Raw genomic sequence first — 21,352 nt, 5'->3', positions numbered from 1 at the left:
GCGGTGGCCCGGGACAAGAGACCTCCGACGGTGCGGCGTGTGCCGCTGCGCGACGGACTGGTGGACGTCGACGGAGCGCGTATCGCCGAGGCCACCGAGCAACTCAAGCACCGCAGCCGGGCCACCCTGCACGACCGGCTCCACCGGGTACGGATGGCCGGTGGGCTCGCCGTCCAGGCCGGGTTGGCGGCCGGCCTGGCGTACCTCGTCTCGCACAAGGTGCTCGGCAACCCGCAGCCGGTCTTCGCGCCGATCTCCGCGGTCGGCACCCTGGCCGCGTCGGTGGGTCAGCGGTTCCGCCGGACCGTGGAGCTGATCGTCGGGGTGGGCGTCGGGGTGGCCGTCGGCGATCTGCTGATCTACTTCCTCGGCACCGGCGCGTGGCAGCTCGGTCTGGTGGTCACCGTGGCGATCCTGCTCACCATCTTCGCCGGGGCGAGCGTGGCCATCGTCATCCAGGCGGCGGCCACGGCGGTGCTGATCGTGACGCTGAGCCCGTCCACCCAGAATCTGGAGATCCCCCGCTTCGTCGACGCGTTCCTCGGCGGCGGCGTCGCGTTGCTGGTGACGGCGGTGCTGCTGCCGTTGAACCCGCTCCGGGTGATCAACCGGGCCGCCCGGCCGGCGCTGGACCTGCTCGCGGCGCAGCTCGACGCCACCGCCGACGGCCTGCGCTCCGGGGACCGCGCCACCATCCAGCGGGCGCTGGAACGGCTGCGCAACAACAAGGACGAGCTGGCCACCCTGAGCGAGGCGATCGAGGGCGCCAAGGAGACCGCCACCCTGTCGCCGGCCCGCTGGCACCGCCGGGACGAACTCGTCCACTACGCGGAGGCGGCCGACCCGATCGACCGGGCGATGCGCAACTCCGGCACCCTGATCCGCCGGTCCGTCACCCTGATCGAGGACGACGAGCCGGTGCCCGACCCCATGCCGGACGCGATCGGCCACCTCGCCGAGTCGGTCCGGCTGCTCAAACACGAGTTCGCGGCGGGGGAGGAGCCGCAGAAGGCGCGGGAGCGGTCGCTGCGGGCCGTCAGCGAGGCCGGCCGCGCGTACGGGGAGGGGGTGGGCTTCTCCGGCAGCGTCGTGATCGCCCAGATCCGCACCACGGCCAGTGACCTGCTGGTGGCCTCCGGCATCGAGCAGGAGGAGGCGAACCGCTGCATCCGCACCTCCTTCGGGGACCAGGAGCGGCCGGTGGGTGAGCCCGCCGAGCCGGGCGACGCGCCGAAGCCACCCACCGCCCCGCCAGTCGGCTGAGAACGCGCCTCAGGCCAGCTCGGCGAGCGCCGCAAGGAGCCGGTCCACCTGGGCGGCGGTGCTGCCCAGACCGATGCTGGCACGCAGCGCGGTCGGCGGCAGATCCCGCCGGCCGGTACGCGAGGCAGCCTCGTCGAGCAGCCGCCGGGCCAGCGGGTGGGCGCAGAACAACCCGTCCCGTACGCCGATGTGGTGCTCGGCGGCGAGCCGGGCGGCCACCGTGGCCGAGTCCTGGCCGGCGACCACGAACGACACGATGCCGACCCGGGGCGCGTCCGGGCCGAAGGTCCGCAACTCCACGACGTGCGGCAGGGCCGCGAGGCCGGCGCGGAGCCGGGCCAGCAACGCCTGCTCGCGGGCGGCGAGCGCGACCCGGTCGGCGTCGGTCAACGCCGCGCACACCGCCGCCAGCGCCACCGCGCCGAGCAGGTTGGGGGTGCCGCCCTCGTGCCGGGCCGGACCGGTCGTCCAGGTCACGTCGTGGGTGGCCGGCCCGACGTGGCTGGTGGCCCCTCCACCGGCGAGGTACGGCGGGGCCGCGTCCAGCCAGTCCGCCCGGCCGACGAGCACACCCGCGCCGAACGGGGCGTACAGCTTGTGGCCGGAGACGGCCAGGTAGTCCACGTCGAGCGTGCGCCTGTCGACCGGGACGTGCGGGGCGAGCTGCGCCGCGTCGAGGACGATCCGGGCGCCGTGCCGGTGGGCCACCCGGGCCAGTTCGGCGACCGGCCACAGCTCACCGGTCACGTTGCTCGCCCCGGTCACCGCGACCAGCACCGGCAGCGCGGGGTTGCTGTCGCGGCGCAGTTCGGTCAGCGCGGCGGCGAGATCGCGTACCGCCCCGGCCGGGTTGGCGGGTACCGGCAGGCGTACCGAGCCGCGCGGCCAGGGCAGCAGGTTCGCGTGGTGCTCACCGGCGAAGGTGACCACCGTCGTGCCGGCCGGCAACGACCGGGCCAGCAGGTTGAGCGCGTCCGTGGTGTTGCGGGTGAAGACCACGTGGTCATCGGCGCCCGCGCCGAGGAAGTCGCCGACGGTCTGCCGGGCCCGCTCGTAGGCCAGCGTGCAGCGCCGCGACAGCGCTCCCGCGCCCCGGTGCACGCTGGCGTACCAGGGCAGCAGTTCGGTGACCGCGTCGGCCGCGGCCCGCGCGCACGGCGCGGTGGCCGCGTAGTCGAAGTTGATCTCGCCGGGCACGCCGAGCACGTCGAGCGCCGCCGACGGCGGGGACGCGAGAGCGGGCAGGCTGGGCAGCGAGGGTACGAGGGTGACGGACACGCCGGAACCTCCGGGGTCAGGGACCCCGGGTATGGCATCGGGACGGGGTCCGCGCTTGCCCAGCACGCCGATCGGGCTGGGCCCGGTCATCACCCGGGGCACCCCACCGCGAACTCGACGAGGGTTGCCGGCCAGCAAGCCGGGGCTTGACGCTGGCGCTCGTGACCTGCCGGCAGCATAGCGGCTGTGGATGCGACCGGACCAGCCGGCGGGGGATGGCTACGCTGACCGCATGGCCGACACCCCGCCCGGTGCACCCCTGCCGTCGCCGCCGCACCCGCCCGCGGTTCCGCCCGCCGGCACGTCACCCGGGATGCCGCCGCGCCGCTTCGGCTGGCTGCGGTTCCTGGTGCTGGCCGGGGTGGTGCTGCTCATCGCCGCGTGCGCGGTCTTCATGGTCGTCCGCCTCGGTCAGTCGCTCGGCCTCGACGCGCTGCTCATCGGGGTGGGCGCCGCGATCCTGCCGGTGCCGGTGCTGGTCGCCTGCTTCCTCTGGCTCGACCGGTACGAACCGGAACCCCTGAAATACCTGGTCTTCTGCTTCGCCTGGGGGGCGTTCGTCTCCACCGCCGCCTCGCTGAACGTGAACGAGTTCGCCGCCGGACGATTCGCCGACTGGGGGCTGCCGGACGCGCTGACCGGCGTACTGGTGGCGCCGTTCATCGAGGAGTTGACCAAGGCGCTCGGCCCGATCCTGCTGCTGGTGTTCCGCCGCCGGGAGTGGTCCGGGATCACCGACGGCCTGGTCTACTGCGGGCTCTCCGCGGTCGGCTTCGCCATGGTGGAGAACATCCTCTACCTGGGCGGGTACGGCTACGCGGCCGGTGCCGACCGGTACGGCCCGGCGACCGGCACCCAACAGGTGATCGCCATCTTCATCGTGCGGATCCTCCTGTTCGGGTTCGCCCATCCCCTCTTCACCTCGATGACCGGCGTGGGGCTCGGCGTGGCCTCCCGGAGCGCCGACCGGCGGGTCCGGGTGCTGGCCCCGATCGCCGGCCTGCTGCTCGCGATGATGCTGCACGGCACGTGGAACCTGCTGCCGACGCTTACCCAGGCCACCGGCGAGGCCGTGATCATGCTGTACGGCTTCCTGGGCCTGATGGTGCCGGTGTTCTTCGGCGTGGTCGGGCTGGCCGTGTGGCTGCGCGCCTGGGAAGGGCGGCTCACCGAACGGACGCTGCCGGACTACGTACGCGCCGGCTGGTTGAGCCCACCGGAGGTGGCCGCCCTGAGCAGCCTGGGTCGTCGGCACGCCGCCCGGAGCTGGGCACGCCGCGTCGGCGGCGACGCCGGTGCGCGTGCCATGCGCGGGTACCAGCTCGCCGCGACCCGGCTGGCCCTGCTGCGGGACGGGACGCTGCGCGGTCTGGACCGTAAGCCGTCCGACCGGGAACGGACCGCCGTCGAGGAGCGGCAGCTCCTGGAGGCGATCACCGCGTACCGGTCGTACTTCGTGGGCCGCGACCCGCAGGCCCCGGTCGGTGTCTGGGACGGTAGCCAGTACCACCTGCGCTTTCCGGACGGCACGCAGCGATCGGTGTCCGCGCCCGACGAGCCGGTGGTGCCCATTCCGGTGGTGCTCGCCCCGCCGCCCCCGGTCGGCAACTATCCGCCGCCCGGTTGGCACGGCCTGCGCCCCGCCGCGCCGTGGCCGCCCGGTAACGCCTGAGCGCGGGCGGGCGGTCTCGCGGCGCGGCCGGCGGGGTCAGGTCATCAGGGTGGTGAGGAAGTCGCCGAGTCCCTGGGCCATGGCGATCAACGCCGCCCCGATCCCCTTGAACAACTGCGCCGCGCCGTCCGGCCGGAACGCCATGAAGTAGATCAGGAACGCGACGCTGCCCCAGGTCAGCAGTTTCTTCACGAATACCGGCATCGTCCCTCCCCAGGGCAACGGTCGCCGGCTGGCTTCCCGTCGTACGGTCCGACAAACGAAGCGGTCGGGCCCGGGGCGGGGCGGCTACAGGTAGAGGCCGGTGGGGTCGTTCTCGATCCGCTCGGCGGCCACGGCGTGCACGTCGCGCTCGCGTAGCAGCACGTACCCGCGGCCGTGCAGCTCGACCTCGGAGCGGTCGTCGGGGTCGAAGAGCACCCGGTCGCCGGAGACGATGGCGCGGACGTTCGGCCCCACACCCACGGCGGTGGCCCACGCGAGGCGCTTGCCGACCGCTGCGGTCGCCGGGATGACGATTCCTGCGGTGGAGCGACGCTCGCCCTCGCTGCCCTCCATCCGCACCAGCACGCGGTCGTGCAGCAGGCGGATCGGCAGGCCGGAGTCGAGATCCTGGTCGGCGGTCACGGGGCAGACGCTACCGTGTCGCAGCTGACCGTCCGCCGGTGGTTACGCCCATGGTCGTGCGGGCATTGTGTGGCGGAACTGCCCTACGGTGTCGGGAACGGACGTATGCTGTCCGACCTGTCGCCGTGGGCGGACGACTCTTCTGCCAGGAGGTGCGCTTGAGCCGCTTCGAGCGGGTACGCGGGCGGCTGCGCCGCGCCTACCAGTCAGAAAAGAAGTCGGTACGCGCCGCCCAGGAGACCCCGAGCGACGCGCCGGAGACGCCCGGCATCGCCTCGCCGGCCGTCCCCGGGCCGGCCGCCCCGGCGCAGGCCACGGTCGTCGGAGCGGAGCCCCCGGTGGACCTGCACAGCTCGACGTCCAGCCGGGACGACGCCGACGTGCCGCACGGCCTGCGGATCGCCGCCGCCTGGTGCTGGCGGCTGATCGTGATCGGTGTGGTGGCCTGGGCGCTGCTCCGGATCGTCGGCACCGTCCGGATCGTGATCATCCCGTTGGCCATCGCGTTGCTGCTCTCGGCGTTGCTCGCGCCGGCCGTGGGTTGGCTGCTGCGGGCCCGGCTGCCCCGTTCGCTGGCGACGGCCGTGGTGCTGGTCGGCGGTCTGGCGGCGGTCATCGGCACGCTCACCCTGGTGGTCAACGAGTTCATCCGGGGCGTTCCGGAGCTGAGCCAGAAGTCTTCCGAGGGCGTCCGGCAGATCCAGAACTGGCTCAAGACGGGCCCGTTGCACCTGTCCGACACCCAGCTCGACCGGTACATCGACGAGGCGCAGGGCTGGATCAACGACAACACCTCGAAGTTCACCAGCGGCGCGCTGAGCACCGCGGCGACGCTGGCGGAGGTGCTGACCGGCACGCTGTTGGTGCTGTTCGCGACGTTCTTCTTCCTGCGCGACGGCAACAAGATCTGGCGTTTCGTCGTCCGGCTGCTGCCGGTGGCCGCCCGCTGGAAGGTCGACGACGCCGGGCGGGCCGCCTGGCAGACCCTCGTCGCGTACGTCCGCGCGACCGTGCTGGTCGCCTTCATCGACGCCGTCGGCATCGGCATCTTCCTGGTCATCTTCGACGTGCCGTTCGCCTTCCCGCTGGCCGCCCTGGTGTTCCTCGGCGCGTTCATCCCGATCGTCGGTGCGGCGCTCTCCGGCGGTGTCGCCGTGCTGGTGGCGCTTGTCGACAGCGGCCCGGTCACCGCGCTGATCATCCTGGGCGCCGTGATCGGCGTGCAGCAGGTCGAGGGGCACGTGCTCCAGCCCATCATCATGGGCCGGGCGGTGGCCATCCACCCGCTCGCGGTGATCATCGGGATCGCGGCCGGCGTGGTGCTCGCGGGCATCACCGGCGCGCTGGTCTCCGTCCCGCTGATCGCGGTGCTGAACACCGCGGTACGCCGCCTCGTCGCCCGGACGGTCCCCGACACCCCGCCCGACGCCGTGGTCGTCGCCTCGCAGGCCCCCTGACCGTCCGCCCCCACCCCCGGACTCCGCGATCTTGCACTTTCGGTGGTGACAATAGGGCCCAAAAGCACCATATCGGCAACCGAAACTGCAAGATCGTCGCGGAGTTCGGGGCCCGACTCCGGGGCGCGGGCTTTTACGTGGTGGCTAGGCGTTTCAGGGCGCCGCGGGCCACCTCGGGGCGGGTCGTGTACCAGAACGGGGGCAGGGAACGGCGCAGGAAGGGTCCGTAGCCTCGGGCGGTCTCCAGGCGTGAGTCGAGCACCGCGACGACCCCCTTGTCGCCGGTGGCTCGGATCAGCCGGCCCACGCCCTGCGCGAGGCGTACCGCGGCGATCGGCACGCTGACGGCGGCGAACCCGGAGCCGCCGCCCGCGTCCACGGCGGCGGCGCGGGCCGCCGCGAGCGGCTCGTCGGGCCGGGGGAAGGGCAGCCGGTCGATGACCACGAGCTGGCAGGCGTCGCCCGGCACGTCCACCCCCTGCCAGAGCGACATCACCCCGAACAGGCAGCTCGACCGCTCCTCGCGGAACCGGCGGACCAGCAGCGGCAGCGCCTCCTCGCCCTGCAACAACACCGGCAGGTCGGTCCGCGCGCGCAGCAGCTCCGCCGCCTGCGTCGCGGCCCGCCGGGAGGAGAAGAGCCCCAGAGTACGACCACCGAGCGCCTCGACGAGCCCGAGCAGCTCCTCACCGGCCGCGTCGGGCAGCCCGGAGACGCTGGGCCGGGGCAGGTGCGCGGCGACGTACAGGATGCCCTGCCGTGCGTAGTCGAACGGCGAGCCCACGTCCAGCGAGCGCCAGCCCGGTCCCTCGGTCGCCGGGATGGTGGTGGCGTCGGCCAGCCGGCGGCCCGGTGTCTCGGCGGCCGGGCGGCCCGCGCCGGTGCGGGCGGCCTGCGCGGCGGCGGCGGGCGACGCCGGAACCGGCGGCGCGTCCAGGCCGAGGGCGCGGGCCACCGTGTCGAACCGGCCGCCGAGCGCCAGGGTGGCCGAGGTGGCGACCACGGTGCGTTCGTCGTACAGGTGGGCGGCGAGGGTGCCGGCGACCGACAGCGGTGCGACCACCAGTGCCCGTCGGTTGCCGCTGTCGTTCTTCTCCACCCAGGCCACGTCGTGGTCGGCCTCTTCGAGGAGCCGTTGGGCGGTGGTGGAGAGGTCGTCCATCGCGGCCTTGGCCTGCTGTTTGCGCACCGGATCGGGGTCGTCGGACTTGATGTCGCCGATGGCGTCCAGGGCGGCGCGGGTGGCCGAGTCGAGCAGGGTGCACGCCTCGCGCAACGGGGTCGGCAGACCGGCGGTGAGGCGACCGGCCGGCGCCTCGGCCAGCCCGACGGCGAGGGCGTCACCGGCGGCGACGAGCGCGTCGGCCGTCTCCGGGCGCAGCAGCGGGCGGGCCCGCCGGGTGGACCGGTCGATCATCTCCGGCACCAGCTCGGCCTGGGCGGCGGAGGAGACGCGGTCGGCCAGCTCGTGCGCCTCGTCGACGATCAGCAGCTTGTGCGGCGGGACGATGTGCCGCTCGGCCAGCATGTCCACCGCGAGGAGGCTGTGGTTGGTCACCACGATGTCGGCCTCGCGGGCGCGGGCCCGGGACGCCTCGGCGAAGCACTCCGCGCCGAACGGGCAGCGGGTCGCGCCGACGCACTCCCGCGACGGCATGGAGACCAGCCGCCACGCCTGGTCGTCGACGCCCGGGTCCAGCTCGTCGCGGTCGCCGGTGTCGGTCTTCTCGGCCCAGTCACGCAGGCGCTCGATCTGCTTGCCCAGCCGGCCGGCCTCGCCGAGCCACTTGGTGCCGCCGCCGGGGCGGGCGGCCGGGGCGTCGAAGAGGGTGTCCTCCGGCTCGTCGGCGGTGGAGTTGTCCAGTCGGGCCAGGCAGAGATAGTGGTGGCGACCCTTGAGCACCGCGAACGTGGGCCGGCGGCCGAGCAGCGGCTCGACCGCGTCGGCCAGTCGGGGAAGGTCGTGGTCGACGAGTTGGGACTGCAACGCCAGCGTGGCCGTGGAGACCACCACCGGGCCGTCCACGGTGAGGGCCGGCGCGAGATAGGCCAGTGACTTGCCGGTGCCGGTGCCGGCCTGCACGAGCAGGTGCTCGCCGCTGGTCACGCAATCCTCGATGGCGGTGGTCATCTGCTGCTGGCCGGGCCGCGCGGTGCCGCCGGGGACCGCGCCGACCGCCGCCGCGAGCAGCTCCGTGCCGCTGGGCCGGGCGCCCCGCCGCCGGCCTGCGCCACGGGCCGAGGGGGTGGCGGAACCGGTGGCGGTGCGGGGCGGAGTCACCGTGCGACGGTACCCGTCGCCGCCGACACCGACCGCGCCCATCCGCCCGCGTGGCGTGGGCCGGCGGGCCGGCGTCGTCCGGTTACGGCGGCACTACGACGTGTGGGCGCTATCGGTTAGGGTGCGAATCATGCCGAGCGACGTGGTCCGAGTGATCTACCGCAAGTACGACGGCAGCGCCCACCGCGACTACCCGGCCCGCCGCCTCGCCGAGGACGACCTCGGCGTCTGGCTCGGCGTCCCGTTCGGCACCGAGTCGGTCTACCACGGCCGGCCGTCGGTGGAGAAGATCCCCTTCGTCCTGCTGGTGCCGCACCACGCCTGGTGGACGTGCATGTTCAACCCCCCGCCGCGCACCAGCGAGGTCTACTGCGACATCGCCACTCCGGCCCGTTGGGAGTCCGACGACACCGTCCACCTGATCGATCTCGACCTGGACGTGGTCCGCCGGCGGGCCACCGGCGTGGTGGAGCTGCTGGACGAGGACGAGTTCGCCGAGCACCGGGCCCGCTTCGGCTACCCGGACGACGTGGTGGTCGAGGCCGAGGCGGCGGCCCGGTGGTTGTACGGCGCTCTCGGCGACGGCACCGAACCGTTCGCCACCTCGTACCGCAAGTGGTTGGCCCTGGTGGTCTGAGCCGGCGCGTCGGGCTCGCCGGGCGGATGGCGCGCGGGTGGGCGATGATCCTCAGATGAGCGAATCCCGGCAGGAGCAGGGCGGTCGGATCGTGACGCCGCGCGGTGGGTCCGTGCGGGATCTGTTGCGGGTCACCGCTCCGGTGGATCTCGCCGCGATCGATCCCCGGTCCACGCCCGGCCTGCCGGCCGCCGAGGAGATGGGCGAACGCCGTAAGACCTGGGCCCGCGCGCAGGTGGAGCTGATCGGCGAGGAGTTGGGCCGCCAGCAGGAGATGCTGTTCGCGATGGCGAAGGCCGGGTCGACGCGTCCCGCGCACCGGGTGCTGCTGGTGCTCCAGGCGATGGACTGCGGTGGCAAGGACGGCACGATCAAGCGGGTGGCGGGCGCGATGAACCCGCTGGGCCTGCACATCCGCTCGTTCGGGCCGCCGACCGAGGAGGAGTTGCAACACGACTTCCTGTGGCGGATCCGCCGGGAGTTGCCGCCTGCGGGGTACGTGGGCATGTTCAACCGGTCGCACTACGAGGACGTGCTGATCGCCCGGGTCGGCGCGTTGGTGCCGGAGGCGATCTGGCGGGCCCGGTACGACGAGATCAACTCCTTCGAGCGGGAGTTGACCGAGGACGGCGTGACCGTGATCAAGGTGATGCTGCACATCTCGTACGCCGAGCAGGGCGAGCGGCTGCTGGAACGGCTCACGGACCCGCGTAAGCACTGGAAGTACAACCCGTCGGACGTCGACTCCCGGTCGCACTGGGACGACTACCAGGCCGCGTACGCCGAGGCCCTGAGCCGGTGTGGCACGGACGCCGCGCCGTGGTTCGTGGTGCCGGCGGACCGTAAGTGGTACCGGGACTGGGCGGTGGCCCATCTGCTGAAGGAGACGTTCGACACGCTCCGGCTGGGGTATCCGCCTGCCGATTTCGACGTGGCGCACGAGCGCGAGCGGTTGGCTGCTGGGGGAGCGGGGACGGCTGGGACGCCCGAGATGAACACTAGGTGAACGAGCGGTGAATGTGGTCCGACCAGGGGTGGGCCGGCGAATTTGCGGATCTGGCGTTTCCTAGCATTCACCGAGCGGACGCCCACGGACGCCGCCACCCTTCCACCGACGCGACGAGGTCTGTGCTGTGAAGTTTTCCTTCCGCCCCACCGAGGGCGCCTTCTACGAGCTCTTCACCAGGGCCGCGCAGAACCTGGTCCGGGGCACCGCGCTGCTGAACGAACTGGCCCTGCCCGGTGTCGACGTGCAGTCGGTCAGCGAGCGACTGACCGAGGTCGAGCACGACAGCGACCAGATCACGCATGATCTTTACAAGAAGATCAACTCGACCTTCATCACGCCCTTCGACCGGGAGGACATCTACCGGCTCGGCTCGCTGCTCGACGACGTGATGGACCACCTGGAGGCGGTCGGCGACCTGCTCTACCTGTACGGGCTCACCGAGCTGCCGGCGCTGCCCCGCGAACTGCACGAGATGGTCAACGTGCTCGACCAGCAGGCCAAGCTGACGGCCGAGGCGATGCCCCGGCTGCAGTCGATGAAGGATCTCGAGGACTACTGGATCGAGTGCAACCGGCTGGAGAACGAGGGCGACCGGATCAACCGGCAGCTCCTCGTCCGGCTCTTCTCCGGCGAGTACGACGCGTTGACGGTGCTGAAGATGAAGGAGGTCGCCGACGAGTTGGAAGCCGCCTGCGACGCCTTCGAGCACGTGGCCAACACGGTCGAGACCATCGCGGTCAAGGAGTCCTGAACCGGTGTCTACCGAACTCATCGCCGTCCTGGCGGTGATCGCGGTGGCCCTGGCGTTCGACTACACCAACGGCTTCCACGACGCCGCCAACGCGATCGCGACAAGCGTCTCCACCCGCGCGCTGACACCCCGGATCGCCCTCGGCCTCGCCGCGGTCGGCAACTTCATCGGCGCCCACTTCGGCGCCGGCGTCGCGAAGACCGTCGGCGACGGCCTGGTCACCCTCCCCACGGGGGTGAGCAGCCTCGGGGTGGTCTTCGCCGGGGTGCTGGGCGCCATCGCCTGGAACCTGATCACCTGGTACTTCGGCCTGCCGTCGTCGTCCTCGCACGCGCTCTTCGGCGGCCTGGTCGGCGCGACCCTGCTGTCCAGCGGCGGCATCGTGCAGTGGGGCAACATCGGCGAGAAGGTCATCCTGCCGATGGTGCTCTCGCCGATCGTCGGCCTCACCCTCGGTTACCTGCTGATGCTGGCGATCCTCTGGCTGTTCCGTAAGGGTCAGCCGGGCAAGCTCAACCGGGGTTTCCGCCACGCGCAGACCGTCTCCGCCGCCGCCATGTCGGTCGGCCACGGCATGCAGGACGCCGCCAAGACGATGGGCATCGTGGTGCTGGCGCTCTACACCGGCGGCTTCCAGGAGAGCAAGACCCACATCCCGGGCTGGGTCTTCTGGACCTCGGCCACCATGCTGGCCCTCGGCACGTACGCCGGTGGTTGGCGGATCATCCGCACCCTCGGTCGTAAGATCATCGACCTCGGGCCGCCGGAGGGCTTCGCCGCCGAGACGGTGGCCAGCGCGGTGCTCTACTTCAACGCCCTGGTGCTCAAGGCCCCGATCTCCACGACCCACACGATCACCTCGGCGATCATGGGCGTGGGCGCGACCAAGCGACTCTCCGCGGTCCGCTGGAACGTCGCCGGCAACATCGTGATCGCCTGGATCATCACGTTCCCGGCGGCCGCGCTGATCGCCTGCGTCACCTACCTGCTGGTCCGGCCGCTCTTCGGCTGACCGGTCCGCGTGCCCGAAACGGCCCCCGGCTGTCCGGGGGCCGTTTCGCGTTCACTCGTAACGCACGCCGATCTGCTCCCGGACCGTGTCCAGCAGGGTCATCACCTCGAGGGTCGTGGTGTGCGGCACCAGCGGGCTCTCGGTCAGCCCGGCGGCCAGGCAGCGCCCCACCTCGATCGCCTCGTACTGGTAGCCGTTGCCGGCCTCCTCGGCGGTGATCGTCTCGGGCTCGGCGCCGTCCCGGTACAGGGTCAGCGAGGCCGGCCGGAAGAACGGCTCCGGCAGGTCGATACGGCCGGCGCTGCCGGTGATCGAGGCGGCCAACGAACTCGCGCCGACCATGCCGCAGCTCAGCGTGGCCACTGCCCCGCTGTCGTACCCGAGGAGGATGCCGGTGTTCTCGTCGGTCCCCTCCGGGCCCAGGTGCGCCCAGGAGCGGATGTGCTGCGGCACGCCCAGCAGCAGGTGCGCCAGGCTGATCGGGTAGATCCCCAGGTCGAGCAGCGCGCCCCCACCCAGCGCCGGGTTGCGCATCCGGTGCTCCGGCGGGAACGGCCCGGCCACCCCGAAGTCGGCCCGCACGTTGCGCACCGTGCCGATGGCGCCCTCGGCGATCAGCTCGACCGCGCGGAGGATGAGCGGGTTAGTCCGCATCCACATGGCCTCCATGAGGAAGACCCCGGCGGCGCGGGCGGTGTCCACCAGCTCGGTGCTGGTGGCCAGGTCGAGGGTGAACGGCTTCTCCAGCAGCACCGCGCGGCCGGCGGTCAGGCAGGTCAGCGCCGCCTCGTGGTGCGCGGCGTGCGGAGTGGCCACGTAGATCACGTCGACCTCAGGGTCGGCGGCCAGCTCCACCCAGGAGCCGTACGCCCGCTGCGCGCCGTACGTGTCCGCGAACCGCCGCGCGCTGTCGGCGGAGCGGGAGCCGACCGCGACCAGTTCGGCGTCCGGCACCAGCCGGAGGTCTTCGGCGAAACGGCTGGCGATGTGGCCGGTGGCCAGGATGCCCCAACGAGTCATGCGTCGAACGCTAGCCGAGCCAGCTGAACGGCCCGCTGCTGCCCAGCCCGTCTCTGCTCGGCCAGCGGTGCGGTGGTCCCGGGCCTGACGCCGCGATGAGCGTGATGACTGTGCGGCATATTGATGCCACACAGTCATCACGCTCGCGGCGGCGACCGGTCGCACCGAGCCGGCTGCCTCGTCGCCTGACGCTCGCCCGGCGACAGCGGGGCCGGACACTAGGCTCGCGGGCATGACGATCGACAGCGACGGCTTCGCCGCGCCGGCCGCCCTGGTCGAGCACGCCCGCCGGTTCCAGGCCGAGGGCGGCAGCCCGGCGACGCCGCGGGTCGCGGCCACCGTGCTGCTGCTGCGTCCGACCGACACCGACTTCGAGGTGTACGTCATCCGCCGGGTCGCCGCCATGACCTTCGGCGGGATGTACGCCTTCCCCGGCGGCGGGGTGGACCGCTCCGACTCCGACGCGCACCTGGACTGGGCTGGGCCGACGCCGACCGACTGGGCGGGGCGGCTCGGAGTGGGCGCGGACGCCGCCCAGGCGGTGGTCTGCGCTGCCGCCCGGGAGGTCTTCGAGGAGGCGGGTGTGCTGCTCGCCGGGCCCGGCCCGGCGACGGTGGTGGGTGACGTCAGCGGAGACGACTGGGAGACGGCCCGGCAGGACCTGGAGGGGCGTCGGCTGGGCTTCGCCGCACTGCTCGCCGACCGCCGACTCACCCTGCGGTCTGATCTGCTGTTGCCCTGGAGCCGGTGGATCACTCCGGAGTTCGAGCCGCGCCGCTTCGACACGTACTTCTTCGTGGCCCTGCTGCCGGCCGGACAGCGGACCCGCGACGTCTCCGGCGAGGCCGACCACACGCTGTGGATCCGGCCGGCGGACGCGCTGGCCCGGGCCCAGGCCGGCGAGCTGACCATGCTGCCACCGACCCTGGTAACGCTGGCCCAGATTGCGGCGGCCGGCGACCTGGCGGGAGTGGCAAGCGCGGCGGCGGATCGCGACGCCGCCACCCCCGTCACCCCACGCCTGGACCTGCCGCCGAACGGCGAGCCCCGCTTCGTCCTGAGCTGAGCCCGCCGCCAGCGTCGTCGAGTGCAGTCCGGCGGCTCAGCCGAAGCGGCCGGTGATGTAGTCCTCGGTCTTCTTCACGCTCGGGTTGCTGAAGATCTTCTGGGTGTTGTCGTACTCGATCAGCCGGCCCGGGTCGCCGGTCTTCTCGATCGAGAAGAAGGCGGTCCGGTCCGACACCCGGGCGGCCTGCTGCATGTTGTGGGTCACGATGATGATCGTGAACTTGTCCTTGAGCTGGAACATCAGGTCCTCGATGGCCAGCGTGGAGATCGGGTCCAGGGCCGAGCAGGGCTCGTCCATCAGCACGACCTGCGGCTCGACCGCGATGGTCCGGGCGATGCAGAGCCGCTGCTGCTGACCGCCGGAGAGGCCCGCGCCCGGCTTGCCGAGGCGGTCCTTGACCTCGTCCCACAGGTTCGCCGAACGCAGGGCCTTCTCGGCCGCGTCCTCCAGGATCGACTTCTTGCGGACCCCGTTGAGCTTCAGCCCGGCCACCACGTTCTCGAAGATGCTCATGGTCGGGAACGGGTTCGGCCGCTGGAAGACCATGCCGATCGTGCGCCGGACCGCGGTGACGTCCACGTCCCGGTCGTAGATGTCCTGGTCGTCGATGGTCAGGCTGCCCTCGACGCGGGCCCCCGGCAGCACCTCGTGCATCCGGTTGATCGACCGCAGGAACGTCGACTTGCCGCAACCGGACGGCCCGATGAGAGCGGTGACGGTCTTCGGCTCGACGGTCAGGTTGATGTTCTCGATCGCCTTGAAGCCGCCGTAGTACGCGGTGACGTTCGAGGCGGAGACGCGCTTGGCCATGGTGGTACCTCCGGGGTTCATCGGCTGAGCCTGTTGCGACGGGCCAGCAGCTTCGCCGCGATCGTCAGGATGAGCACGAGGGCGACCAGGGTGAGTGCCGCGGTCCACGCCCGTGCCGGCGAATACTTCGACGCCTCGCCGGCCTGCTGGTAGACGAAGAGGGCCAGCGACGACTGGTTGTTCTCGAAGGGGTTGAAGTTGATCGCGGCGCCGCCGCCGGCGACCAGGAGCACCGGCGCGGTCTCGCCGGCCGCGCGGGCGATGGCGAGCATGACGCCCGTGACGATGCCGGGCAGTGCCGTCGGCAGGACCACCCGCAGGATCGTCTTCCATTTGGGTACGCCGAGCGCGTATGCGCCCTCGCGCAGTGGGGCCGGCACGAGGCGGAGCATCTCCTCGGTGGACCGGACGATCGTGGGCAGCATCAGTACGGCAAGGGCCAGCGCGGCGGCGAAGCCGGAGAAGCTCGGCCGGCCGTCGTTGAACCAGGGCGACACGATCAGCACCCAGAACGCCAGCACGAAGAGGCCGGTGACGATCGACGGGATGCCCGTCATGACGTCCACGAAGAACCGGATCGCGAAGGCGAACCGACCCCGCCCGTACTCGACGATGTAGATGGCGCAGAGGATGCCGAGCGGGACGGTGATCAGGGTGGCGATGCCGACCTGCTCCAGCGTGCCGATGATCGCGTGGTACGCGCCGCCGTTGGCGTCCCGGGCCCCGATGTTGTTCATCGAGGTCTGGAAGAAGTTGCCGTCCAGCCGCTCGGTGCCCTTGCTGACCAGCGTCCAGACGACCGAGATGAGCGGCAGCACCGCCAGCACGAACGCGGAGTGGATCAGCGCGCTCCAGGTACGGTTGCGGGCCGATCGACGCCCCTCGACCACGTTGGCCGCAGCGAAGAGCCCGGCCAGGTAGAGGATCGCGCCGAGGACGACGACGAGGACCGGGCCGCCGATGTCTCCGCCGTAAACGATCACGGCGGAGAGTGCGAGGGCCGCCACGGCGATGACCGGTGCGGCGTACCAGGGCAGCCGCCGGGCCCGCAGTGAAGCCGGCTGGGCCGGCGGCCGGGTGCGGTGGGAGGTGACGGTTGTGGTCATGCGGCGGACTCCGTGAACTCCCGGCGGCGGTAGATGATCGCCCGCGCGATGATGTTGACGATCAAGGTGATCGCGAACAACACGAGGCCGGAGGCGATCAGGGCGCCCCGACCGGTCTCGTTCGCCTCGGCGAATCGGTTGGCGATGTTGGCCGCGATGGTGTTACCACCGGACTCGAGCAGGTTGAACGAGATGGCGTAGGTGGAGCCGAGGGTCAACGCCAGCGCGATGGTCTCGCCCAGCGCTCGGCCCAGGCCGAGCATGACCGCGGCGATGATGCCGGGACGGCCGTACGGCAGCACCGCAGTGCGGAGCATCTCCCAACGGGTGGCGCCCAGGGCGATGGCGGCTTCCTCGTTGGCCTTCGGCGTCTGGAGGAACACCTCGCGGGTGAGCGAGGTGACGATCGGCAGGATCATGATGGCCAGTACCAGAGAACCGAGCAGGATCGAGTTGCCGTAGGGGCCGTCGCCGCCGAAGATCGGGATCCAGCTGAAGTACTTGTTGAGCCAGACAGAGAGGTCCGACACCGGGCCGATGAGGTAGTCGCGACCCCAGAGGCCGAACACCACGCTGGGTACGGCAGCCAGCAGGTCGATCAGGAAGCCGAGGCTGTTGCCAAGCCTGCGCGGAGCGTAGTGGGAGAGGTAGAGCGCGATGCCCATTGCCACAGGTACGGCCATGAGCAGCGCCAGGGTGGCGGTGAGCACGGTGCCGAAGGCGAGAGCGCCGATGCCGAACGTGGGCGGGTTGTCGTTCGGAAACCAGCCTTCGAAGGTCCAGAAGTTCGCGGAGTTGGCGCGTAGGGCCGGGATCGCCTTCGCGATCAGGAAGACCGCGATGGCCACGATGATGACCAACACTGTCGTTCCGGCAGCCAGGGTGAGGCCACGGAAGGCCCGCTCGGCCCCGAACTTCCGGTTTCGGGGCAGCGTGTCGCCGCCGCCGCCCAGCCCGGTGCCGCCCGGGAAACGGGTGCTGACTGGTGCCTCGGCCACACGCGCCGAGGCACCGGCGGGCCACTCGTGACTCTGGGTCACGCGCGTCCCACCGGTGCCGGCGTCGGCCGAGCGGTGAGGGGTTTCACCCATCTGCTCGCTCGATTCGGTTGCGGAGGTGTGGTGGTCTCGGATCAGGAGAGGTTCTCGACCGCGGTCTCGACCTTGGTGCGGACCGTCTCGGGCAGCGGGGCGTAGCCGAGGTCGGTCAGGGAGTTCTGGCCCTCAGCGCTGGCGGCGTGGCTCAGCAGACCCTTGACCAGCTTCAGCTTGTCGGCCGCGAGGCCCTTGCTGCAGACGACCTCGTACGTCGCCAGGACGATCGGGTAGGCCCCGGCCTCCTTGGTGTTGTAGTCGATCGACAGCTTGAGGTCGTCGCCCTGGCCCTCGATCTTCGCCCCGGCGATGGTCTTGCCGGCCGACTCAGCGGTCAGCGCGGCCCACTCGCCGGCACCGTTCTGCACCTTGGCCATGTTCAGGCTGGAGTTCTCGGCGTACGACCACTCGACGTAGCTGATCGTGCCGACCGTGCTCTTGACCTTGCTGGCCACACCGTCGGACTTGGCGGCACCAATACCACCCGGGGCCTTCCACGCCTTGGCGTTGCTGAAGGTCCAGTCCGACTCGGCGGTCTTCGACAGGTACTTGGTGAAGTTGTCGGTGGTGCCCGACTCGTCCGAGCGGTGGACCGTCTGGATGGCGGCGGACGGAAGCTTTGCGTCCGGGTTGTCCGCCTTGATGGCCGGGTCGTCCCACTTGGTGACCTTGCCGGCGAAGATCTTCGCCAGGGTGGCCGGCTTGAACTGCAGGTTGTCCACGCCGCTGCCGGCGTTGTAAACGACCGCGACCGGGCCGATCACCATGGGCAGGTTGAGAGCCTTGCCGCCGGCGCACTTGGCGTCGGCCTGCGGCTGCTCCTCCGGCTTGAGCGCGGAGTCGGAGCCCGCGAAGTCGGCGGTCCCGGCGATGAACGCCTGGATGCCGGCGCCCGAACCGGAAGCCTCGTAGTTGATGGTGGTGCCGGCGCACTTCTGCTGGTACGCCTTGATCCACTCGGCCATGGCGTTCTTCTGGGCCGACGAGCCCTGTGCGTTCACCGTGCCGGTACCGCAGTCGACCGCGGCGGCGGAGCCCGAGGCGCTGGCGCCGGAAGTGGGCTCGTTGTTGTCCGAGCCGCATGCACTGAGGCCGAGCGTCGCGGCAAGAGCGAGGCAGGCAATAGTGCCGTACCGCTGGAGCTTCACCTGAGGGGTTTCCCTTCGCGTCTGACTTGGCGCCCCGATCCCGGGGCCCGAGGACCGGCACTGACCGGCTGACACGAAAGTTAGAAGTGCCAGGTAGCCGGTTCGCCGGTCGCAAGTGAACGCAGGGTGAACAGGTCCGGCCCCCGAGGTGACCGCTCGCTGAGGGTGAGTTGTCCGTTAAGTGAACCGGGGCACTTCAGTGCCCGTTGCCGCTCAGCCGAGGTGGTAGTTGATGTGCGCGGACCACCGGGCGAAGCCCAGCCGCTCGTACAGCGCGACCGCCCCGGTGTTCGAGTCGTCGACGTAGAGCATCACCCGGTCCAGGCCCCGCCTGTCCCGCAGGTACGCGAGCCCCGCCGTGGTCAGCGCCCGACCCAGGCCGCCGCCGTGCGCGGTCGGCTCCACCCCGAGCACGTACACCTCGCCGATCCGGGCCGACCCGGGCCGTTCGTGCACCTTCGTCCAGTGAAAGCCGAGCAGTCGACCGGTCGAGGTCTCCTCGGCGAGCAGGAAGCCGGCCGGGTCGAACCACGGCTCGGCGAGCCGGAGCCGCAGGTCGTCCGGGGTCCACCGGCCCTGCTCGGGGTGCTCGGCGAAGGCCCGCGCGTTCAGGGCCAGCCACGCCGTGTCGTCCGCCCCCGGCCGGAACGCGCGCAGCGCCACCCCGTCAGGCAGGCGCGGCTCGCCCAGTGGAGCCGCCAACGGTCGGCGGAGCTGCCAGAGCACCCGCGCACGGGCGAACCCCAGGTCCACGGCGAGCGCCGCCGCCGACGGGTGGTCGCCGTGCGCCCACGCCCGCAGCGGTCCGGTCGCCGACGCGAGCACACCCCGGGCCAGCGCGCGGCCGGTGCCGCGCCGCCGGTACGCCGGGTGCACCACCAACTCGACACCGATCCCGTCCACCGGGTCGGTGGTGTCCAGGTGCGCGTACCCGGTCAGCGTGCCGTCGTCGGCGCGGGCGAGCAGGTGTACGGCCGGAGCGTCCGCGTCACGCAGGCGGAGCAGGACGTGCTCGTCCAGCGGGTCCGCGCCGTCGGTGTCGCCCGCCGTTCGGGCCAGGGCCAGTACGCCGGCGATCTCCGCGGGGGACAGTCGGTCGGTCCGGGTGACCTGGTCGCTGGTCGGTTCCGCGCTGCTCATCCCGTCACCGTAGCCGTTGCGTCAGGCGCGTCCCGGACTGTCGCCCGAGTAGCGTCCCGGACCCGTCGCCCGAGGAAGGTGGCCGCCTCACGTGGGGTCGGTGGGCAGCGCCTCCAGCTCGTACCGTGCGGTGAGTTCGGGCAGGATCCGGCGCAGCGCGTCGACCGTGCCCTGCCGGTCGCCGCCCGCGTCGTGCATGAGGACGACCGCCCCGGGTTGCGCCTGCGTGAGCACCGTGGTGGCGATCTTGTTGGCTCCGGGCGCCTGCCAGTCTGACGGGTCCACCGACCAGTGCAGCGGGGTCATGCCGAGTTGCCGGGACACCGACACCACCGGGTAGGTCCAGGCGCCGCCGGGTTGGCGGTACCAGACGACCGGGACGTCCGGCACGGCTGCCCGGATGGCCTCGTTGGTGCGGATCAGGTCGGTGCGGATCTGGTCGGCGGACCGGTTGCCCAGCGAGACGTCGTGGTGCCAGGAGTGGTTGCAGAGCGTGTGGCCGTCCGCCACGATCGCCTGGATCAGGTCGGGGTGGTCCTGGGCGTTCTCGCCCACCACGCAGAACGTGGCCTTGACGTCGTACTCGCGCAGCAGCGCGAGGACCTGGGGGGTGTAGCGCGGGTCCGGCCCGTCGTCGAAGGTCAGCGCGAGGCGGGCGGTGCCGGTGTCCGTGTGGGCGCCGAACAGCTTGTCGCCCCCGGCGTCCCGGCCCGTGCCGTCCTGGCTGGCCTCGGCGGGACCGGCGGCGCTCTGGCTGGTGCTCGGGTGTTCGGTCGACGGCTGCTCGGGAGGCTGGTCGGCGTAGTGGGGCCCGGTGGCGTCGGTGGTGACGCCCGTGGCGTGCTGCCGGGTCTGGTCCGGGACGAGGCTACGGCCCAGCACGTACGCGGAGCCGAGCAGCGCCGCCACCACCACTGTCACGATCCCTGCCACGCGCGCGGTCGAGCTGACCCGCGTCACGGCTTCCACCCGGTCGGCCGGAGCCCCCGGCCCGTCGCCCCCGTGTTACCTGCGCGCACCCTTGCCCCCTTTTGCGACAAACCCGGCAGTCAGAATAGGACTGCCAAGCTGCGCAAAAGGGGCATATGGGGAATCGGGCGAAGCTAGACGGGCAACGGCGCGTGCTCCGTCTCCGGCAGCGAACGCGACGGGGGTACGACGAACTTGTAGCCCACCTGGCGGACCGTGCCGATCATCGACTCGTACTCCGAGCCGAGCTTGGCGCGCAGCCGTCGGACGTGCACGTCCACCGTCCGGGTGCCGCCGAAGTAGTCGTATCCCCAGACCTCGCGCAGCAGCTGGTCGCGCGTGAACACCCGGCCCGGGTGCTGGGCCAGGAACTTCAGCAGCTCGAACTCCTTGTAGGTGAGGTCGAGCGGGCGGCCCTTGAGCTTCGCCGCGTACGTGTCCGGGTCGATGGTGAGTTCCCCGGCCCGGATCGAGCCGCCGGCGCCGGCCGTCGCGTTGCTCAGGCGGCCGACCGCGAGCCGCAGCCGGGCCTCCACCTCGGCGGGACCGGCCGAGGCGAGGATGACGTCATCGACGCCCCAGTCCGCGTTCAGCGCGATCAGGCCGGCCTCGGTGACGACCGCGACCAGCGGCACCCCGAGCCCGGTGGCGTGCAACATCCGGCAGGTCGCCCGAGCTTCGCTCAACTCCGACCGGGCGTCCACCAGCACCGCGTCGGGGCTGGGCCCGGCAACAAGGGTGCGGACGTCGCGCGGCGCGGTGCGCACCGAGTGTGGCAGCAGGTCGAGAGCCGGCAACACAGCCGACGGTTCGCCTGCGCGCGCAGTCACCAGCAGCAGGATTTCCACGATCACCTCCGTCCCGGCGGCGCATCGCCGCACGCGACCAGACACACTCGTGAGGGAGTGCGCTGAGAAATTGCGTGGTCCCGGCGTCGCTGACGGGCGGGTAACGCGTTGAGCGTAGCCGATCGCCTCGGCTGCACCGTCAGGCCATTTCCCGTTTGTCT

20 protein-coding genes and 1 riboswitch are annotated in these 21,352 nt (G+C 71.7%); of the genes, 8 read left to right on the top strand and 12 right to left on the bottom strand.

Translation table 11 applies throughout. The features are described 5' to 3' along the window. Positions 1-60 precede the first annotated feature (60 nt). Complete coding sequence (locus tag ACIBTX_RS12220; RefSeq protein WP_357129244.1) at positions 61-1,263, top strand: FUSC family protein; 1,203 nt, start codon at positions 61-63, stop codon at positions 1,261-1,263. 9 nt (positions 1,264-1,272) lie between these two features. On the opposite strand, the gene ACIBTX_RS12215 is transcribed toward ACIBTX_RS12220, so the two are convergent. Next, positions 1,273-2,508 (bottom strand): aminotransferase class V-fold PLP-dependent enzyme, encoded by a 1,236-nt coding sequence (locus ACIBTX_RS12215; protein WP_396832503.1) that lies wholly within the window; start codon positions 2,506-2,508, stop codon positions 1,273-1,275. A 79-nt stretch (positions 2,509-2,587) separates the two neighbouring features. Further along, a riboswitch (SAM riboswitch) is annotated at positions 2,588-2,708 on the bottom strand. A 23-nt stretch (positions 2,709-2,731) separates the two neighbouring features. On the opposite strand from ACIBTX_RS12215, the gene ACIBTX_RS12210 reads away from it, so the two are divergent. Then, positions 2,732-4,213: a PrsW family intramembrane metalloprotease gene (locus ACIBTX_RS12210; protein ID WP_357128960.1), complete on the top strand. Its 1,482-nt coding sequence runs from the start codon at positions 2,732-2,734 to the stop codon at positions 4,211-4,213. Positions 4,214-4,249: 36 nt separating this feature from the next. On the opposite strand, the gene ACIBTX_RS12205 is transcribed toward ACIBTX_RS12210, so the two are convergent. After that, the gene (locus ACIBTX_RS12205; protein WP_355050889.1) at positions 4,250-4,417 is read right to left on the bottom strand and encodes a hypothetical protein; all 168 of its coding nucleotides are present in this window, start codon (positions 4,415-4,417) and stop codon (positions 4,250-4,252) included. 84 nt (positions 4,418-4,501) lie between these two features. Then, positions 4,502-4,840: a co-chaperone GroES gene (locus ACIBTX_RS12200; protein WP_357128963.1), complete on the bottom strand. Its 339-nt coding sequence runs from the start codon at positions 4,838-4,840 to the stop codon at positions 4,502-4,504. A gap of 158 nt (positions 4,841-4,998) precedes the next feature. Here ACIBTX_RS12200 and ACIBTX_RS12195 point away from each other — a divergent pair, with 158 nt between their 5' ends. Then, positions 4,999-6,297 carry an AI-2E family transporter gene (locus tag ACIBTX_RS12195; protein WP_363660095.1) on the top strand — a complete coding sequence of 433 codons (1,299 nt, stop codon included), beginning with the start codon at positions 4,999-5,001 and terminating at the stop codon, positions 6,295-6,297. Positions 6,298-6,430: 133 nt separating this feature from the next. Here the strand turns inward: ACIBTX_RS12195 and ACIBTX_RS12190 are convergent, their stop codons facing one another. Beyond that, positions 6,431-8,620 (bottom strand): ATP-dependent DNA helicase, encoded by a 2,190-nt coding sequence (locus ACIBTX_RS12190; protein WP_357172422.1) that lies wholly within the window; start codon positions 8,618-8,620, stop codon positions 6,431-6,433. A gap of 88 nt (positions 8,621-8,708) precedes the next feature. On the opposite strand from ACIBTX_RS12190, the gene ACIBTX_RS12185 reads away from it, so the two are divergent. The 4 genes from ACIBTX_RS12185 (at position 8,709) to ACIBTX_RS12170 (ending at position 11,987) form a co-directional block, all read left to right on the top strand. After that, positions 8,709-9,215 carry a DUF402 domain-containing protein gene (locus tag ACIBTX_RS12185; RefSeq protein ID WP_357128972.1) on the top strand — a complete coding sequence of 169 codons (507 nt, stop codon included), beginning with the start codon at positions 8,709-8,711 and terminating at the stop codon, positions 9,213-9,215. Positions 9,216-9,270: 55 nt separating this feature from the next. Then, positions 9,271-10,221: a PPK2 family polyphosphate kinase gene (locus tag ACIBTX_RS12180; protein ID WP_357128975.1), complete on the top strand. Its 951-nt coding sequence runs from the start codon at positions 9,271-9,273 to the stop codon at positions 10,219-10,221. 127 nt (positions 10,222-10,348) lie between these two features. After that, positions 10,349-10,975, top strand: coding sequence for a DUF47 domain-containing protein (locus ACIBTX_RS12175; protein ID WP_007465788.1), 627 nt, complete (start codon positions 10,349-10,351; stop codon positions 10,973-10,975). 4 nt (positions 10,976-10,979) lie between these two features. Continuing rightward, entirely contained in the window at positions 10,980-11,987 is a 1,008-nt protein-coding gene (locus ACIBTX_RS12170; protein WP_357128979.1) for an inorganic phosphate transporter, read from the top strand. Positions 11,988-12,038: 51 nt separating this feature from the next. On the opposite strand, the gene ACIBTX_RS12165 is transcribed toward ACIBTX_RS12170, so the two are convergent. Next, a complete protein-coding gene (locus tag ACIBTX_RS12165) occupies positions 12,039-13,007 on the bottom strand; it encodes a Gfo/Idh/MocA family oxidoreductase (protein ID WP_357128982.1) in 969 nt (322 codons plus the stop codon). A 232-nt stretch (positions 13,008-13,239) separates the two neighbouring features. On the opposite strand from ACIBTX_RS12165, the gene ACIBTX_RS12160 reads away from it, so the two are divergent. Next, a complete protein-coding gene (locus ACIBTX_RS12160; protein WP_357128985.1) occupies positions 13,240-14,073 on the top strand; it encodes an NUDIX hydrolase in 834 nt (277 codons plus the stop codon). A 36-nt stretch (positions 14,074-14,109) separates the two neighbouring features. Here the strand turns inward: ACIBTX_RS12160 and pstB are convergent, their stop codons facing one another. From pstB to ACIBTX_RS12125, 7 genes are all read right to left on the bottom strand, one after another. Then, positions 14,110-14,886: a phosphate ABC transporter ATP-binding protein PstB gene (gene pstB, locus ACIBTX_RS12155; RefSeq protein WP_099848932.1), complete on the bottom strand. Its 777-nt coding sequence runs from the start codon at positions 14,884-14,886 to the stop codon at positions 14,110-14,112. A gap of 17 nt (positions 14,887-14,903) precedes the next feature. Continuing rightward, positions 14,904-15,992: a phosphate ABC transporter permease PstA gene (gene pstA, locus ACIBTX_RS12150; protein ID WP_357128988.1), complete on the bottom strand. Its 1,089-nt coding sequence runs from the start codon at positions 15,990-15,992 to the stop codon at positions 14,904-14,906. Next, the gene (pstC, locus tag ACIBTX_RS12145) at positions 15,989-17,083 is read right to left on the bottom strand and encodes a phosphate ABC transporter permease subunit PstC (protein WP_357128991.1); all 1,095 of its coding nucleotides are present in this window, start codon (positions 17,081-17,083) and stop codon (positions 15,989-15,991) included. Before pstC ends, pstA begins: the two co-directional genes overlap by 4 nt. Positions 17,084-17,124: 41 nt before the next feature. Next, positions 17,125-18,234 carry a phosphate ABC transporter substrate-binding protein PstS gene (gene pstS, locus ACIBTX_RS12140; protein WP_396832441.1) on the bottom strand — a complete coding sequence of 370 codons (1,110 nt, stop codon included), beginning with the start codon at positions 18,232-18,234 and terminating at the stop codon, positions 17,125-17,127. A gap of 213 nt (positions 18,235-18,447) precedes the next feature. Next, on the bottom strand, positions 18,448-19,374 hold the full coding sequence (gene mshD / locus ACIBTX_RS12135; RefSeq protein ID WP_357128997.1) for a mycothiol synthase: 927 nt from the start codon (positions 19,372-19,374) through the stop codon (positions 18,448-18,450). 87 nt (positions 19,375-19,461) lie between these two features. Further along, entirely contained in the window at positions 19,462-20,343 is an 882-nt protein-coding gene (locus tag ACIBTX_RS12130; RefSeq protein WP_396832440.1) for a polysaccharide deacetylase family protein, read from the bottom strand. A gap of 134 nt (positions 20,344-20,477) precedes the next feature. Then, complete coding sequence (locus ACIBTX_RS12125; protein WP_357129003.1) at positions 20,478-21,197, bottom strand: response regulator transcription factor; 720 nt, start codon at positions 21,195-21,197, stop codon at positions 20,478-20,480. Between the last annotated feature and the right edge of the window lie 155 nt (positions 21,198-21,352).

This window comes from Micromonospora sp. NPDC049359, from assembly GCF_044466585.1.
In the GTDB taxonomy this organism is placed as follows: Bacteria; Actinomycetota; Actinomycetes; order Mycobacteriales; family Micromonosporaceae; genus Micromonospora.
Note: the sequence above shows the minus strand (reverse complement) of the source record. Positions and strands in the feature narration are given on the sequence as shown.

Coding starts and splice junctions, on each gene's coding strand:
- ACIBTX_RS12210 (WP_357128960.1), top strand. CDS start 2,732: ATGCGACCGGACCAGCCGGCGGGGGATGGCTACGCTGACCGCATGGCC.
- ACIBTX_RS12205 (WP_355050889.1), bottom strand. CDS start 4,417: ATGCCGGTATTCGTGAAGAAACTGCTGACCTGGGGCAGCGTCGCGTTC.
- ACIBTX_RS12190 (WP_357172422.1), bottom strand. CDS start 8,620: ATGGGCGCGGTCGGTGTCGGCGGCGACGGGTACCGTCGCACGGTGACT.
- ACIBTX_RS12185 (WP_357128972.1), top strand. CDS start 8,709: ATGCCGAGCGACGTGGTCCGAGTGATCTACCGCAAGTACGACGGCAGC.
- ACIBTX_RS12180 (WP_357128975.1), top strand. CDS start 9,271: ATGAGCGAATCCCGGCAGGAGCAGGGCGGTCGGATCGTGACGCCGCGC.
- ACIBTX_RS12165 (WP_357128982.1), bottom strand. CDS start 13,007: ATGACTCGTTGGGGCATCCTGGCCACCGGCCACATCGCCAGCCGTTTC.
- ACIBTX_RS12160 (WP_357128985.1), top strand. CDS start 13,240: ATGACGATCGACAGCGACGGCTTCGCCGCGCCGGCCGCCCTGGTCGAG.
- pstB (WP_099848932.1), bottom strand. CDS start 14,886: ATGGCCAAGCGCGTCTCCGCCTCGAACGTCACCGCGTACTACGGCGGC.
- pstA (WP_357128988.1), bottom strand. CDS start 15,992: ATGACCACAACCGTCACCTCCCACCGCACCCGGCCGCCGGCCCAGCCG.
- pstC (WP_357128991.1), bottom strand. CDS start 17,083: ATGGGTGAAACCCCTCACCGCTCGGCCGACGCCGGCACCGGTGGGACG.
- mshD (WP_357128997.1), bottom strand. CDS start 19,374: ATGAGCAGCGCGGAACCGACCAGCGACCAGGTCACCCGGACCGACCGA.